This is a genomic window from Allobosea sp. 2RAB26 (assembly GCF_052115465.1).
Taxonomy (GTDB): domain Bacteria; phylum Pseudomonadota; class Alphaproteobacteria; order Rhizobiales; family Beijerinckiaceae; genus Allobosea.
The window spans coordinates 223,344-239,396 of record NZ_JBFRGS010000001.1 but is presented as its reverse complement, the minus strand read 5'-3'; the positions used below and the strand labels follow the sequence as shown (position 1 = coordinate 239,396).

Sequence of the window (16,053 nt, the reverse complement as noted above, 5' to 3'; positions counted from 1 at the left end):
AACAAAGACTTCTCCGGAAGCATCGCTGGCCCGCCCCTTGCGTGACGCGTGCAACCAGCCCGGAGGTTGCCATGTCGATTTCAATCTCGTCGTCCCAGCCGGCGACATCGCTTGCCGATGCCTTCAAGACCGTTGCCAAGGTCGCCGACAAGTCCGCCGCGCAGAAGACGGCGGAAACGGATTTCCTCAAGCACGCCCAGATGACGCCGGCCGAGCGCATGCACACCGCCATGCTCGCCAAGTTCGGTCTGACCAAGGAACAATTCGACCAGCTCGATCCCAAGGCCAAGGGCGAGATCGCCGACAAGATCCGCGACGAAATCAAGAAGCAGCTGGAAGCAAGCGGCACCATGCGGACCGGCGTGATCACCGACAAGAAGATCTGAACGGGCGCGAGCGCGCCGCGCTTTACAGCGCCACCGCCACGGCATCATCCTGCCCTTCCCGGTCGGGAGATGACGCCATGTGTGGACGCTTCAGCCAGGCCTTTACCTGGGAGGAGATCGTCGCCTTCAGCCAGCCGCTGACGGTGCCGACCGAGCGGGCCAATCTCCAGCCACATTACAATCTCGCGCCGACCGACACGGTGCGGATCATCGTCAGGACGCCGCTCGGCCGCGAACTCATCCCGGCGCGCTGGGGGCTGATTCCGCCCTGGCACAAGGGCAGGCCGAACGAGGTCGGCGCCACCTTCAACGCCCGTGTCGAGTCGGTGGCGACGAAGCCGACCTTCCGCTCGGCCTTCAGGAGCCGGCGCTGCATCATCCCGGCCAGCGGCTTCTTCGAATGGACCGGCCCGAAGGGCGACAAGACCCCGCATTTCATCAGCGCCGCCGACGGCGCCCTGCTCGCCTTCGCGGGGCTCTGGGAGCGCTGGAGAGACCCGGAGAGCGGGCAGGAGATCATCAGTTGCACGATCATCGTGCGCGATCCCGTCGCCGGCATCGCGACGCTGCATGACCGCATGCCCTGCATGCTGCATCCCCGGGATTTCGACGCCTGGCTCGACGGCTCCGCCGGCGAAAAGCTGTTGACCGATCCGCCGCCGGCGCTACGCGACTGGATCGTCGACCGCCGCGTCAACAAGAGCGGCGTCGGCGATGACGATCCCGCGACGATCATGCCGGTGGGTTAGCCGGCTCACGCGAAAACCCTGGCTCTTCTGCAATGCCCTGCCTGCAGACCAGGGCGTCGGTCAGCGTCGTTGCGCCGCACGGCCGGGCGGTGCAGGAGCGGCGCAAAAGGGCCGCATGGCCCGGCCGTTCAGGACAACCATCATGCCTCTCGCCTCCCGCGCGCTTGCCGCGGCTTTCGCCTGCCTCCTCCTCTCCTCCCCGGCGTCAGCCGCGATCACCGACCCGGAGATGACCTGCGCCGCCTATCTCAGGAATGGCGGCCACAAGCCGGCTGGCCATGCCGCCAGGGACAGGACACCGGCCGATGTCGCAGCCAGGATCAGGGCGTTTTGTGCCGCCAATCCGAAGATGAAGGCGATGGATGCAGAGATGACGATGACGGGGGATTGAGCCGGGCGAGGCTCGATCGTGGCTACACGTCCAGCAGGCTTTACTCTGTCATCGCGGCTGGGCGAGCCGGCCCGGCAGTCGCCTGCCAGCCCGGCTCTGACCGGGGGGCGGACGAAACCAAGCTCACCTCGGCTGGTCCCAGCAGAGCGCCGACGTTCAAGAGATTCAACACCGGCTTTCGGCGCATTGCTCAACCCAAGGGATGAACCACGCCAGCACCATAACGATGAGTCAGCTGGTTGATGCCGCACAGTGGCTATCAAATACGTGACGTGACATTTCGAGGGTGCCATTCGGGGCGGGCTTCCTGCTCCCGGCAATCCCACCGCTAGTGACTTCTTGGCCGTGGCGCGGCAACCGCTATTCTGAAATCCAATCTGTCACCATTTGATCCTTCGTTCATTGCCATTTGATTGTTCGCGCTACAATAAGCCCGCCGCTTGACTCCCCCCGCCCTGATCCCCTACCCCCATCGACGGGACACGCCGCCCCAACGCGGCGCGCCCATCTGTAAGGATGGAGACATCGATGGCGAATACTGTTCCGGCCACGCGTCCGCGCGTGCCGCATTTCTCGTCCGGCCCCTGCGCCAAGCGCCCCGGCTGGTCCCTCAAAGCCCTGTCAGACGCGGCGCTCGGCCGCTCGCACCGTGCCAAGATCGGCAAGGACAAGCTCAAGCTTGCGATCGACCTGACGCGTGAGATCCTGCAGGTGCCGGCCGATTACCGCATCGGCATCGTGCCCGCCTCCGATACCGGCGCCGTCGAGATGGCGATGTGGTCGCTGCTCGGCGCGCGCGGCGTCGACATGGTCGCCTGGGAGAGCTTTGGCGAGGGATGGGTGACCGATGTCGCCAAGCAGCTCAAGCTCAGCGATGTCCGCATCTTCAATGCGCCCTATGGCGAGCTGCCGAACCTGAAGAAGGTCGACACCAGGAATCGCGACGTCGTCTTCACCTGGAATGGAACGACCTCTGGCGTCCGCGTCATCGACGCGAGCTGGATCGCCGATGACCGCGAGGGCCTGACGATCTGCGACGCGACCTCGGCCGCCTTCGCCCAACGCCTCGACTGGGGCAAGCTCGATGTCACGACCTTCTCCTGGCAGAAGGTCCTGGGCGGCGAAGCGGCCCATGGCATGATCGTGCTCTCGCCACGCGCCGTCGAACGTCTCACCACCTACAAGCCGGCCTGGCCGCTGCCGAAGGTTTTCCGCATGACCTCCGGCGGCAAGCTCTCCGAGGGCATCTTTGTCGGCGAGACGATCAACACGCCCTCCATGCTCGCGGTCGAGGATTATCTCGATGCGCTGCACTGGGCGAAGAAGGTCGGCGGGCTCGAAGGGCTGGTGAAGCGCGCCGACGGCAATGCCCGCGTGCTCGCCAAGTTCGTGCGCGAGAATGACTGGATCGATTTCCTCGCGGTGAAGCCGAAGACGCGTTCGAACACCTCGGTGTGCCTGAAGTTCACCGACCCGGCGGTGACGGCGCTGCCGGCCGACGCCCAGGCGGCCTTTGCCAAGCAGGTGGTTTCGATCATCGAGAAGGCCGGCGCCGGCTTCGATCTCGGGCATTATCGCGACGCCCCTCCCGGTCTGCGCATCTGGTGCGGTGCGACCGTGCAGAGCCGCGATGTCAAGGCGCTGCTGCCTTGGATCACCTATGCCTTCAACGAGGCCAAGGCCGGGCTGAAGAAGGCGGCGTAAGCGCAGCTGCGCCGCGCTCAACGTCATGGTCGGGCCACGCCCGACCATTCTGCCTTGCGACGCCGATGGCGTGCGGGTCGAAGACTTTGAGGCCGGTCGCCTTTTGTCCAGGCGCGCGCCTGACCCGCGCGAAGACGTGGATGGTCGCCGCAAGCGGCGGCCATGACGACCTTCCCCATTTGGCCCGCCCTCATGCGCGGGCAACCGAGGTATTCCCCATGACCGCCCCCAAAGTCCTGATCTCGGACGCTCTTTCTCCCGCCGCCGTGCAGATCTTCAAGGATCGCGGCATCGACGTGACCTTCGATCCGAGCCTCGGCAAGGACAAGGACAAGCTCGCCGCGATCATCGGCGAGTATGACGGCCTCGCCATCCGCTCGGCGACCAAGGCCACCGCCAAGCTCCTGGAGCAGGCGAAGAACCTCAAGGTCATCGGCCGCGCCGGCATCGGCGTCGACAATGTCGAGATTCCGGCCGCGACCGCGCGCGGCATCATCGTGATGAACACGCCCTTCGGCAATTCGATCACCACCGCCGAGCACGCCATCGCCATGATGTTCGCGCTCGCACGGCAGATCCCCTCCGCTGACCTATCGACCCAGGCCGGCAAGTGGGAGAAGAACCGCTTCATGGGCGTCGAGATCACCGCCAAGACGCTCGGCCTGATCGGCTGCGGCAATATCGGCTCGATCGTTGCCGAGCGCGGCATCGGCCTGAAGATGCGCGTCATCGCCTTCGACCCCTATCTCTCGCCGGAGCGGGCCGTGCAGCTCGGCGTCGAGAAAGTCGAGCTCGACGAGTTGCTGAAGCGTGCGGACTTCATCACCCTGCACGTGCCGATGACCGAGAAGACGAAGAACATCCTCTCGGCCGAGAATCTCGCCAAGACCAAGAAGGGCGTGCGCATCATCAACTGCGCGCGCGGCGGCCTGGTCGACGAGGCAGCACTCGCCGAGCTGATCAAGTCCGGCCATGTCGCGGGCGCCGCCTTCGACGTGTTCTCGGCTGAGCCGGCCGAGACAAACCCGCTCTTCGGGCTGGAGAACGTCGTCTGCACGCCGCATCTCGGCGCCTCGACCAATGAGGCGCAGGAGAATGTCGCGCTCCAGGTCGCCGAGCAGATGTCGGACTACCTGCTCAAGGGCGCGATCACCAATGCGGTCAACTTCCCGTCGATCTCGGCCGAGGAAGCGCCGCGGATCAAGCCCTTCGTCGCGCTGGCCGAAAAGCTCGGCTCGTTCCTCGGACAGCTGACCGAAGCCGCCGTGAAGGGCATCCGCATCGAGTATGAGGGCGCGGTCGCCCAGCTCAATCTGAAGGCGATCTCGGCCGCCGCGATCACCGGCGTGCTGCGGCCCTTCCTGCCCGAGATCAACATGGTCAACGCCGCGATGATCGCCAAGGAGAAGGGCATCGTCGTCGAGGAGATGACACGCGAGGTCGCCGGCAATCTCGAAAGCGTCATCCGCATCGTCGTCGATGCCGAGGACATGCCGCGCCATGCCTCCGGCACGGTGTTCCAGGACGGCAAGCCGCGCATCGTCGAGATCCGCGACATCCAGATCGATGCCGAGTTCGCGCCGCACATGCTCTATGTCCGCAATGCCGACAAGCCGGGCTTCATCGGTCAGTTCGGCTCGCTGCTCGGGGCGGCCGGCGTCAATGTCGCGACCTTCAGCCTTGGCCGCGACAAGCCGGGCGGGGATGCGATCTGCTATGTCGCCGTCGACGAGGCGATCTCGGACGAGCTGCTCGCCAAGATCCACGAGATCCCGATGGTGAAGCGGGCGCGCCGGCTGAAGTTCTGAAGCCGCCGGCATCGCGCCCAAACGGCGCCGCAATCCAGATCCCCTGTGGCCCCGCCACAGGGGATTTTTCATGCCGCGATTCGCCGCTCTCGCCCTCGCCTGCCTCGTTGCCACGCCAGCTCTCGCCGACTGGGACAGGGCAAAGCTCGACAGCGGCATCAAGACCATCGAACAGGATGCCAGGGGCCGCCTCGGTGTCGCGCTGATCGATCTGAAGGACCGCAAGAGCTGGTCGCATCGCGGGCAGGAGCGCTTCCCGATGCAGAGCGTCTTCAAGCTGCCGCTCGCGATCGCGGTGCTGCAGGCGGTCGAGGCCGGCAAGCTCGGGCTCGACCAGGAGATCCGCGTGAAGCGCACCGAGTTCGCGCCCTACTGGAGCCCGATGAAGAAGGGCTTCAAGGGTGAGGAACAGGGCTACACGGTCACGGATCTTCTGACCCGCTCGACCGGGGCAAGCGACAACAGCGCCGCCGACGTGCTGATGAAGCGGACCGGCGGGCCGAAGGTCGTCACGACCATGCTGAACGAGGGCGGCATCGCCGGAATTTCGGTCGATCGCTATGAGCGCGAATTCCAGCCCGAGATCGCCGGCCTGCCGGCCTTCGCCTGGGATGAGGTCATCGACGACGAAGCCTTCGAGGCCGCGATCGCGGCCATGCCGAGGGAGAAGCGGCGCCCGGCGCTGGAGAGCTATATCAAGGGCGAAGCTCGGGATTCCGCCACGCCCGAGGCCTCGATCGCCTTTCTCGAAGGCCTCGCCAGGGGCAACTGGCTGCGCGAGCCGGCGCATGACCGGCTTCTGACCGAGATCCTCTTGAAATCACCGACCGGCGCCCAGCGGGTCAGGGCCGGCCTCCCCGCTGGCGCGAGTTTCGCGCATAAGACCGGCACCGGCGACACGCTCGACGGCATCAACAGCGCCACCAACGATATCGGGATCGTCGCTCTGCCCGACGGGCGGCGTTTCGCGATCGCGGTCTATCTTGCCGGCGCGCAGGCCGATGCCACAGCGCGCGAAGCGGCGCATGCAGCCGTGGCGAAGCTCGCGGTCGAGAGCCTGAACTAAAGCATCGGCCCGAAAAGTGGAGTGCGGTTTTCGGGAAAGCCGATGCAAATACAGGAGGTTAGATCATCGGACTGGATATATGATATCCGATCCGTTGATCTAAGGGATCACGCCCTGGAGGCGCGATGTTCGGCGATCCAGATGCCGCCGAGCACCAGCGCCAGCGCCAGCCCGTGATAGAGCGCGAGTCGCTCGCCCAGGATCAGCACGGCGAGCATCGGTGCGAAGACCGGCACCAGGTTGACGAAGACGCCGGCCCGGCCAGGTCCGATCAGCTCGACCGCGCGCAGGAAGAAGAGTTGGGAGAGCAGCGACGGCCCGAGCACGACAAAGGCCAGGATCGCCCAGCCTTCGCGGGTCGGCCAGACGACGCTGCCGTTCCAGATTTCGAGCCCGAGCAGCGGCAGCGAGACGATGCCGGCGACGATCGCCATCGCCGTGAAGAAGACCAGCCCCGGCACGGCCGGACGCGAGCGGATCCCGACCGTGTAGCCGGCATAGAAGACGCAGCCGATGATCATCCAGACGTCACCTGGCACGAAACTGAAATTCGCCAGCGTCGCGAAGTCTCCGCGGCTCGCCGTCACCACGACGCCAAGCATGGTGACCGCGACGCCGATCGCCTGCATCCAGCCGATCGGCGTGCGATAGGCGATGAAGGCCCCGATCAGCACATAGACCGGGATCGAGCCCTGCAGAATTCCGATATTGATCGCGGTCGTCGAATAGGCCGCGAGGTACATCAGCGCGTTGAAGGCCGTGAAGCCAAGGGCGCCGAGCATGATGATCCGCCAGCGATGCGCCAGCAGGACCGGCGCATAGTGCTTCAGCTCGCGCCGCAGCATCAACGGCAGGATCGCGCAGACGAAAACCCAACGCAGCGAGGTCAGCGCCATTGGCGAGATCTGCCCCACGGCAAGCCGGCTCGCCACGGCATTGCCGCCCCACATCAAGGTGGTGAGGATCAGGAGCAGGTAGGCGTTGCCCCAGACACGCTGCGGCAGGGAGGTGGCTGGGGACAAGGTTGCGGCCTGTGCGGGGGCGGAATGCGCTTCAATAGCCTTGTGTCCCCGTCGCATCCTATGAGATGAGGCGCAAGGCTGCCCGTCGCCCGACGCATCCCTCCCAAGAGGCGTTTGCCACCATGCTGCATGTTTCGAGACCGCTGCGCCTGCTCGTCGTCGATGGCAACACACGGGAGCAGCGCGAGAGCCATGCTGCCGGCTATGGCAGCCAACCGGGCGAAGCCTATGCCGATGTCGTGCGCTCGATCGCGCCCGAGAGCATCACCGATATCTGCCTGCCCGCCGATGCCGGCGCGAACCTGCCGGACGGTGCGGGGCTCTCGTCCTATGACGGCATCTTCCTCACCGGTTCAGCCCTGCACATCTACAACCTTGAACCGTCGGTCACGCGCCAGATCGAGCTGATGCGGGCGATCTATGCCAGCGGCACGCCCAGTTTCGGCTCCTGCTGGGGCATCCAGATGGGCGCGGTCGCCGCCGGCGGCACCGTCGTCGCCAACCCCAGGGGCCGCGAGATCGGCGTCGCCCGCAAGATCACCCTGACCGAGGCCGGGCGCTCGCATCCGCTGCTCGCCGGTCGCCCGCTCAGCTTCGATGCGCCCGCGATCCATCTCGACACCATCGCCCTGCCCCCGGCGGATACGACGGTCCTCGCCTCGAATGCCTACAGCGCCGTGCATGCGGCCGAGATCCGCCATGACGGCGGCACCTTCTGGGGCGTGCAGTATCATCCCGAATTCCCGCTCGGTCAGGTCGCCTCGATCCTCGGGCGCATGGTGCCAGCCCTGATCGCGGAAGGTTTCCGCAAGGACGAAGCGGCGGCGCAGAGCTGGCTTGCCGATCTCTACGCGCTCGATGCCGAGCCGACGCGGCATGACCTTGCCTGGGCTCACGGCCTCGACGAAGAGGTTCTGGACAGCGAGCGGCGCGTCACCGAATTGCGGAATTTCATCGCACATCGCGTCAAGCCTCACATGAGCATGCGCGCCAGGGCCTGAAAGCCAGGGCACATCCGCATTCCGGCCCAATTCCGCCTTGGCCGCGCCGAATTCCGACGCGCCAATCCGCCGCACTGATTTGCCTCGGGGGAATGCCTGATGATGAGCCGACTTGCCGCCGCCCTGATCTTCGCGCCGAGCCTTGCAAGCGCAGCCGAGATCGAACTGCCGACGCGGATCGACCGGGTCACGGTCTATCCCGATGGCGCGGTGGTGACGCGGCTCGGCAAGGCCGAATTGCTGCAGGGGGCCTCGCAGGTCGTGCTGCGTGGCCTACCGGCGGCGGTCGATCCCGCCTCGATCCGTGTCGAAGGCAAGGGTGACGGCGCCTTCGCGATTGGCGCGGTCGATGTCCGCCCCGTTCCCGGCGATGCCAGGCAGGGCCTCGATGCGGTGATCGAGACCAAGCTCAAGGCCCTGCGCGAGCAGAAGGAGACGCTCGAAGGTCAGGTCAGCGCGATCGAAGCCAAACGCGGGACCATCGAGCGCTTCGGCCAGACGGGCCCCGACAAGCTCGGCCCCGACGGCAAGGCACTGCCGATCAGCGACTGGCCGGCCGTCTTCGACGCGATCGGCACCGCGCTGGTCAAGGTCAATGACGAGCTCCGCATCGCGCGCAGCCGCGTCTCCGATACGCAGGCTGAAATCGAAGCGCTGGAGCGCACAAGGCCGCAGGCCGGCCGCGGCAATGCACCCAAGCGCGACGTCGCGATCGCGGTCGAGGCCAAGGCCCCGCTCGCAGCCGAGTTCACCGTCAGCTACCGCGTCACCAGCGCGAACTGGCTGCCGAGCTATGAGGCCAGGCTGGCGACCGGCAGCGCCGCCGCCAAGCCCGAGATCACCTTCATTCGCCGCGCGGAGCTGCGCCAGCGCACCGGCGAGGACTGGACCGACGTCGCGCTGACCCTCTCGACCACGCGCTCGGCGGGCGGCACGCGCGCACCCGAGCTCGCCCCGGTGCAGGTCGCCTTCCTCGATGCGGCGGTTCTCTATGAGAGCCGCACACGCGTCAGTGCTGCGCCGGCGCCGATGGCGGCGGCCAAGGCGAGGGCCGAAGCCGAATTCGAGGCCGCGAAGTCGCGCAAGATGGCGGATTCGGCGCGCCCGGCAGAAGTCCAGACGGCCCAGGTCGAGACCAGCTCCTATCAGGCGAGCTTCATCGTGCCTGGCCGCGTCACAGTCCCCCAGGGCGCGACGTCCAAGGCCGTGGTGCTGAGCCAGGGCCAGGTCAGCCCGACGCTCCTGGCCCGCGCCACGCCGGAGCTTGAGGAGAAAGCCTATCTCGAAGCCGCCTTCCTCCACGAGGACGAGGCACCGCTGCTTCCAGGCGAGGTCCTGCTGCACCGTGACGGCGCTTATATCGGCCGCGGCCGGCTCGGGCTGGTCGCGCCCGGCGACAAGGTCGAGCTCGGCTTCGGCGCAGATGACAAGCTCAAGGTCAGCCGCGCCCCGGTGCGCCGCCGGGAGAACGAGCCGACCTGGCTTGGCCAGACGCGCACGGATCTGCGCGAATTCAGGACTGTGGTGAAGAGCCTCCACGCTCAGCCGGTCAAGGTCACCGTCATGGAACGCGTGCCCTTCTCGGAGAACAGTTCGATCACGGTCGAGACCCTGCCGCAAACCACGCCGCCGACCGAGAAACAGGTCGGCGACAAGCGCGGCGTCTCGGCCTGGACCTTCGATCTCGCCCCCGGCGCGGAGAAGGAGATCAAGCTCGCCTACCGCCTGAAATGGCCGGGGGACCGCGAGGTTACCTTCGAACCCAGGCCAATCCAGCCGGCAGACATGCCGCGCCCGCTGGCGCAGAACTGACTGGATGATCGGCGCGGATCTCGTATCCGGCCCGATGATCTCAACTTCTGGGCTTGCATCGGCTTTCCCGAAAACCGCAATCCACTTTTCGGGCCGATGCTCCAGCCTTCTGTGATTGCATCGGCTTTCCCGAAAACCGCAATCCACTTTTCGGGCCGATGCTCGAGGGTTCAGCGCCGCACCGCCGCAGGGACGGCGCGGAAACTGATCGCCATCCGATTATAGGCGTTCATCAGGCCGATCGCGATCGTCAGGTCGGCCAGTTCCTTCTCGCTGAACTGGGCAGAGGCGGCCGCAAACTCCGCATCGGGCACGGTGGTGTCGGCGACACGCGTCACCGTTTCGGCCCAGGCCAGGGCGGCCCGCTCCTGCTCGGAGAACAGGCTCGGCGCCTCGCGCCAGGCCGGCACCAGCACCAGCTTCTCGACGGCAAGGCCGCCCTTGAGCAAATCGCGCGAATGCATGTCGATGCAATAGGCGCAGCCATTGATCTGCGAGATCCTGAGATAGACAAGGTCGACCAGGGATTTGGCGAGGCCGGACTGGCCGACATGAGCATAGACTCCGCCAAGAGCCTTCATGCCGGCAGGCGAAACGCTGGTGTAATCGAGACGCTGGGTCATGGAGTCGCTCCTCACTGGTGATCGGGAGTGGTCAGCACCTCTTCGGTGCTGTCGACGATGAAGACGGCGAGCAGGCGCGCCGGCTCGGTCTTGCTGGCATTCTCGCTGATTGTGTGGTGCGCGCCCGGCACCTCGAACCAGGTCTCGCCGGTCCGGTAGACCCGGGCCGGCTGGTCATCGACCTGGCTGCGGATCGCACCCGAGAGCACATGGGCGTAGATGAAGGCCGAACCGGCATGATGGTGCGGGGTCGAGGCCGCGCCGGGCTTGTAGGTCACCTCGACGCTGACCAGGCTCTTGCCGGGAATGTTGGGAATCGCCTGCCGGAATACCGGCTTGACCGTCTCTCCCCCCGGCCTGGGCGAATGAGCCGAGGCGATGGCGGGAAGGGCGAGCGCGGCAAGCAGGGCCGCGCCGGCTGCAGAGGCTCGAAAGCTCATCTCCGTTCTCCGTTCATTTCGATGGCAGGAGAATGCGCGCCGGATGATGCATGAGAAAGCACCAAGATCGACAGAAACGGCTATACCATGATGTGATGACCGCTCCGCTCCGCATCCAGATCGACCGCAGCGCCAAGGCGCCGCTCGCCTTGCAGATTCACGCCGCCATTCGCGATGCGATCCGGGAGGGCCAGCTCGCCGGCGGGGCGCGCCTACCGTCCTGGCGCGATCTTGCCGCGCAGCTTGGCATCGCCCGCGGAACCGTCAGGGCCGCCTATGAGAGGCTGAGCGACGAGCAGTGGATCCTGTCGCAGGGCGCCGCCGGAACGCACGTCGCGGACAGGATGCCGGTGCTGGCGGCAGCCGAGCAACCCAAAGACAGGCCGCCCTTTCCTGAGCTGTTCCCCGATTTCGAGAACGCACCGCTCGCCTTCCAGATGGGCGTTCCGGCGCAGGATGCCTTCCCCTTCACCCTCTGGTCGCGCGTGATGGTGCGCGCTGCCCGGAAGGCCGCCGTCGCGCCGGTCGGTTATCCCGATCCACGCGGGCATCCGGACCTGCGTCGCGAGATCGCCGCCTATCTCGCCATCGCGCGCGGCATTCGCTGCACGCCGGCCCAGGTCCTGGTCACCAACGGCTTTGCGGGTTCGCTCGGTCTCATCATCCGTACCTTGCGCCTCGAGGGTCGCTCAGCCTGGTTCGAAGAACCCGGCTTTCCCCTGACGCGCAGCGCCCTCCAGCTTGCAGGAATGACGACCATTCCGGTGCCGGTCGATGGCGAGGGCTTGTCGGTCACCGAGGGCATACGGCGCGCTCCGAAGGCGGCGCTGGCCGTCGTCACCCCGGGGCAGCAGGCTCCGCTCGGGGTGACGCTGTCGCTGGCACGCCGGCTGGCTCTGCTCGGCTGGGCCCGGCAAGCGGGGGCCTGGATCGTCGAGGACGATTATCTCAGCGAGTTGCAGCTCAAGGGACGCGCCGCGCCAGCGCTCGCCTCGCTCGATCAGGATGGCTGCGTCCTGCATGCGGGCAGCTTCAGCAAGACGATCAGCCCGGCGTTGCGGCTCGGCTTCCTGGTGGTTCCAGCCGCCGTCGCGGAGGCCTTCGGCACGATTGCCGCCTGTCTCGCGCCGGCTCCGTCCGCCGCGCTTCAGCATGCCGTGGCCAGCTTCCTGGCCGAGGGCCATTATCTGCGCCACCTGCGCCGCATGAAGCGGCTCTACAGCGCACGGCGCGAGTTGCTGCTCCAGCAGTTGCAGGAGACCGCAGAAGGGGCTTTCGCCATCCATGCCACCGGCGGCCTGTCCGTACGGATGGAGTTGCCGCCCGGCACTGATGATATCGACATCGCCTTGCGCGCCCTGCCCTTCGGGATCGCGCCGGTGCCGCTCTCGCCCTGGTATGCGGAGCCGCCCGAGCGCCGCGGCCTGTTGCTGGGCATCACCAATCTGGCGGAACGGCGGATTGCGGCCGATTGCGCCAGGCTGATCGAACTCGTGCGGCTCGATGGCAGGTGATCCGCGCGCGAGTGTCAGATGGTCGCAGGATCAGGCCCGATGCGCGCAACTCCGTGCGGACAGCCGCCTCTCCGGCACGCGGTCAATCTTGACCTTGCCGCAATGTTGGCCCATGAGGGCTTGCAAGGACTTGCCCCGAAACCCCGGCCTTGCGTCGGGGTTTTTCATGTGCGCGGCGCTTGCGGCAACGAGGCAGGGATACCAGTCCGATGGCGAATGTGGTGGTGGTCGGCGCCCAATGGGGTGACGAAGGCAAGGGCAAGATCGTCGACTGGCTGTCGAGCCAGGCCGATGTCGTGGTGCGCTTCCAGGGCGGTCACAATGCCGGCCATACGCTCGTCATCGACGGCGTCGTCTACAAGCTCTCGCTACTGCCGTCCGGCATCGTGCGCCCCGGCAAGCTTTCGGTCATCGGCAATGGCGTCGTGGTCGATCCCTGGCATCTCGTCGAGGAGATCGAGCGGCTGCGCGCCCAGGGCGTCGCGATCTCGCCCGAGAACCTGCGCGTCGCCGACAACGCGACCCTGATCCTGCCGCTGCACCGCGAGCTCGACCATTTCCGCGAGACCAGCAATGCCGGGCTGAAGATCGGCACGACCAAGCGTGGCATCGGCCCCGCCTATGAGGACAAGGTCGGCCGGCGTGCGATTCGCGTCATCGACCTCAAGGACCCCGCGATCCTGAAGGCCAAGATCGAGCGCCTGCTCGCCCATCACAACGCGCTGCGTCGCGGGCTCGGCATCGGCGAGGTCGATGCCTCCGAGCTGCTCGAGCAGCTGACCAAGGTCGCGCCGCAGGTCCTGCCCTATGCCGACACGGTCTGGGCGCTGCTCGATTCCGAGCGCCGCGCCGGCAAGCGCATCCTGTTCGAAGGCGCACAGGGCGCGCTGCTCGATGTCGACCACGGCACCTACCCGTTCGTGACCTCCTCCAACATCGTCGCCGGCCAGGCCGCGACCGGCTCCGGCTTGGGCCCCTCCGCGGTCGGCTATGTGCTCGGCATCGCCAAGGCCTACACGACCCGCGTCGGCGAAGGCCCCTTCCCGACCGAGCTCTTTGACGAGACCGGCGAACTGATCGGCCAGAAGGGCAAGGAATTCGGCGTCGTCACCGGGCGCAAGCGCCGCTGCGGCTGGTTCGACGCCTGCCTGGTGCGCCAGACCGTGAAGACCTCCGGCATCGACGGCATCGCGCTGACCAAGCTCGACATCCTCGACGGCTTCAAGGAGATCAAGGTCTGCATCGGCTATCGCCTCGACGGCGCCGTGCTCGAGCATCTGCCTGCCGGCCAGAGCGATCAGGCCCGCGTCGAGCCGATCTATGAGACGATCGAAGGCTGGGAAGGCTCGACCGCCAATGCCCGTTCATGGGCGGACCTGCCGGCCCAGGCGATCAAATATGTCCGCCGCATCGAGGAGCTGATCGGCGCCACTGTCGCCGTGCTCTCGACCAGCCCCGAGCGCGACGACACCATCCTCGTCCACAATCCTTTCGAGGGTTGACGGGCGAGCCCAACACGGACAATTGAGGCCAATGGCCGATTTCTATCCCATCCTGGCGCGCGCGATCGCCGGGCTGCCCGACAAGTCCCCGGAAGCGCGCCGCGCGGTCTATGACCGCGCCCGGACAGCTCTGGTCGCCCAGCTGCGGAGTCTCGACCCACCGGTCGGCGAGGCCGAGATCATGCGCGAGCGCTTGGCGCTCGACGAGGCGATGTCGCGTGTCGAGGCCGATTACGACGAGGCTGAGACCCAGCGCCCCGCCACGACGACGATCCGCCCCGCTCCGGAACCAGAGCCTGAGCCTGAGCCTGCTCTGCCGGCCGATATGGCCCATGAGGAGGTCGGGGCGAGCCCCGTCATCGACCCGTTCGAAAGCCGCCCGGTCGACAGCCAGGAGCCGGTCGACACGCAGCCGGTCCGCCCGCGCGTCGCTCCTCCGCGCGAACGCCGCGTCGATCCCGGTCATATCCGCACCGCGATCGTCGGCGGAGGCGTCGCGCTTGCGGTCGTCGCGATCGCGGCGACTGCCTTCTATGTCAACAAGGTCAATCCCTCCGACACGGCGGCGCAGCGCCCTCGGACCGAGGCGCAGGTCCAGCAGTCGCAGCCGGACAGCGCCGGCAAGCTGAACGACCGGGTCGGCGATGCCGGAGCGACAGGCGCAGGACCGGCCACACGGCCTGGTGGCGCGACAGCCTCACAAGGCAGCGAGATCGCCGTCGCCCAGCGCGCCATTCTCTACACCGAGGTGCCGGAAACCCCGCAGCAGCCGAAAGCCGTCAATGGCCGGGTCGTCTGGCGGCTCGACAGCGAGAGCGCCGGGCAGGGTCGCCCGGTCGAGACCATCGTGCGTGCGAGTGTCGAGGTACCGGATGCCGGCCTGAGCCTCGACTTCACCATCCGCCGCAATACCGACAGCGCCTTCCCGGCCTCGCATATCATTGGCCTGCGCTTCACGCGGACAGGTGATGCCACGACCGACGCGATCCGCGAGGTCGGCGTGCCGCAGCTCAAGACCGACGAGAACGAACGGGGCGCACCGCTCTCCGCCATCGCCTCCGCGCTCGGCGACAATCTCTTCGTGGCCGCGCTTTCGAATGTGCCGGTGGAAATCGACCGCAATATCGAGCTGATGCAGACGCGCAGCTGGATCGACATCCCGCTGCGTTTCGCGTCCGGACGACGCGGCATCATCACCTTCGAGAAGGGTGTCTCGGGCAGCCAGACGCTTGACGATGCCTTCGGACGCTGGCGCTAGGCACTGAAGAAGAGACGCGGGCACCGATCGGTAAAGCCCCGGAGCGGTTCCCGAATCTCCCTTCGATCGCTCCGGGTCATCTGCCCGCTTCAATCTCTCTGGATTTGCGCTGAACGACGGGAGCACGCCGGGATGGCGAACGCCTTTGAAAGCCCGTTCAAGGGCAGGCTTCTGTCGGAACAGGTGACCAACCCCAACATCATCGTCGGTCGGTACAGCTACTATTCCGGCTATTATCACGGGCATTCCTTCGACGACTGTGCCCGCTATCTGCGGCCCGACCTCGCCGATGTCGACAAGCTCATCATCGGCAGCTTCTGCTCGATCGGGACCGGCGCCTGCTTCATGATGGCCGGTAACTAGGGGCATCGGAACGACTGGGTCTCCAGCTTCCCCTTCTTCTACATGTCGGAAGAACCTGCATTCGCCGGTGCGCGCGACGCCTTCCGGCCGGCCGGCGACACCGTGGTCGGCAGCGATGTCTGGATCGGTGCGGAGGCGATGATCATGCCGGGCATCCGGATCGGCCATGGTGCCGTGATCGGCAGCCGCGCCCTCGTCACCAGGGATGTCGAGCCCTACTCGATCGTCGGCGGCAACCCGGCCAGGCCGATCCGCACGCGCTTCACCGAAGCCGACATCGCCATGCTGCTGGAGATGGCCTGGTGGGATTGGCCTCTGGAGCAGATCAAGGACGGCATGGATCTGTTCTGCTCCAACGACATCGCCGGGCTGTACCGGCGCTGGCAGGAAGCCTCAGCGTAAAGGCGCATCCCG

The 16,053-nt window shown here is 66.6% G+C and carries 14 protein-coding genes and 1 pseudogene; 12 read left to right on the top strand and 3 right to left on the bottom strand.

What is annotated here, in order from left to right; translation table 11 throughout:
• The first annotated feature begins 71 nt into the window (after positions 1-71).
• The 6 genes from AB4118_RS01090 to bla all read left to right on the top strand — a co-directional run bounded on the left by AB4118_RS01090 (position 72) and on the right by bla (position 6,104).
• A complete protein-coding gene (locus AB4118_RS01090; RefSeq protein WP_069879203.1) occupies positions 72-386 on the top strand; it encodes a hypothetical protein in 315 nt (104 codons plus the stop codon).
• Between the two features lie 77 nt (positions 387-463).
• Positions 464-1,135 (top strand): SOS response-associated peptidase, encoded by a 672-nt coding sequence (locus AB4118_RS01085; protein WP_441487979.1) that lies wholly within the window; start codon positions 464-466, stop codon positions 1,133-1,135.
• A 142-nt stretch (positions 1,136-1,277) separates the two neighbouring features.
• Positions 1,278-1,526: a hypothetical protein gene (locus tag AB4118_RS01080; protein WP_441487978.1), complete on the top strand. Its 249-nt coding sequence runs from the start codon at positions 1,278-1,280 to the stop codon at positions 1,524-1,526.
• Positions 1,527-2,054: 528 nt separating this feature from the next.
• Positions 2,055-3,230 (top strand): phosphoserine transaminase, encoded by a 1,176-nt coding sequence (locus AB4118_RS01075; RefSeq protein WP_441487977.1) that lies wholly within the window; start codon positions 2,055-2,057, stop codon positions 3,228-3,230.
• A 218-nt stretch (positions 3,231-3,448) separates the two neighbouring features.
• Positions 3,449-5,038 (top strand): phosphoglycerate dehydrogenase, encoded by a 1,590-nt coding sequence (gene serA, locus AB4118_RS01070; protein WP_441487976.1) that lies wholly within the window; start codon positions 3,449-3,451, stop codon positions 5,036-5,038.
• A 70-nt stretch (positions 5,039-5,108) separates the two neighbouring features.
• Entirely contained in the window at positions 5,109-6,104 is a 996-nt protein-coding gene (bla, locus tag AB4118_RS01065) for a class A beta-lactamase (protein ID WP_441487975.1), read from the top strand.
• 107 nt (positions 6,105-6,211) lie between these two features.
• Here bla and AB4118_RS01060 read toward each other — a convergent pair whose 3' ends face one another.
• Positions 6,212-7,126 carry a DMT family transporter gene (locus AB4118_RS01060; protein ID WP_441487974.1) on the bottom strand — a complete coding sequence of 305 codons (915 nt, stop codon included), beginning with the start codon at positions 7,124-7,126 and terminating at the stop codon, positions 6,212-6,214.
• 122 nt (positions 7,127-7,248) lie between these two features.
• Between AB4118_RS01060 and AB4118_RS01055 the strand changes: the two genes are divergently transcribed.
• Both AB4118_RS01055 and AB4118_RS01050 read left to right on the top strand, forming a co-directional pair.
• Positions 7,249-8,127, top strand: a complete 879-nt coding sequence (locus AB4118_RS01055) for a type 1 glutamine amidotransferase (RefSeq protein WP_441487973.1) — start codon at positions 7,249-7,251, stop codon at positions 8,125-8,127.
• A 99-nt stretch (positions 8,128-8,226) separates the two neighbouring features.
• On the top strand, positions 8,227-9,939 hold the full coding sequence (locus AB4118_RS01050; protein WP_441487972.1) for a mucoidy inhibitor MuiA family protein: 1,713 nt from the start codon (positions 8,227-8,229) through the stop codon (positions 9,937-9,939).
• A gap of 170 nt (positions 9,940-10,109) precedes the next feature.
• On the opposite strand, the gene AB4118_RS01045 is transcribed toward AB4118_RS01050, so the two are convergent.
• Both AB4118_RS01045 and AB4118_RS01040 read right to left on the bottom strand, forming a co-directional pair.
• A complete protein-coding gene (locus AB4118_RS01045) occupies positions 10,110-10,562 on the bottom strand; it encodes a carboxymuconolactone decarboxylase family protein (protein ID WP_441487971.1) in 453 nt (150 codons plus the stop codon).
• Positions 10,563-10,573: 11 nt separating this feature from the next.
• Positions 10,574-11,002: a cupin domain-containing protein gene (locus AB4118_RS01040; protein WP_441487970.1), complete on the bottom strand. Its 429-nt coding sequence runs from the start codon at positions 11,000-11,002 to the stop codon at positions 10,574-10,576.
• A 95-nt stretch (positions 11,003-11,097) separates the two neighbouring features.
• On the opposite strand from AB4118_RS01040, the gene pdxR reads away from it, so the two are divergent.
• From pdxR to catB, 4 genes and pseudogenes are all read left to right on the top strand, one after another.
• Complete coding sequence (pdxR, locus tag AB4118_RS01035) at positions 11,098-12,516, top strand: MocR-like pyridoxine biosynthesis transcription factor PdxR (protein ID WP_441487969.1); 1,419 nt, start codon at positions 11,098-11,100, stop codon at positions 12,514-12,516.
• A gap of 209 nt (positions 12,517-12,725) precedes the next feature.
• Positions 12,726-14,018 carry an adenylosuccinate synthase gene (locus tag AB4118_RS01030; RefSeq protein WP_113517094.1) on the top strand — a complete coding sequence of 431 codons (1,293 nt, stop codon included), beginning with the start codon at positions 12,726-12,728 and terminating at the stop codon, positions 14,016-14,018.
• 31 nt (positions 14,019-14,049) lie between these two features.
• Complete coding sequence (locus tag AB4118_RS01025; protein WP_441487968.1) at positions 14,050-15,276, top strand: histidine kinase; 1,227 nt, start codon at positions 14,050-14,052, stop codon at positions 15,274-15,276.
• Positions 15,277-15,408: 132 nt separating this feature from the next.
• A pseudogene (gene catB / locus AB4118_RS01020) lies at positions 15,409-16,041 on the top strand (type B chloramphenicol O-acetyltransferase).
• Positions 16,042-16,053: the final 12 nt, after the last annotated feature.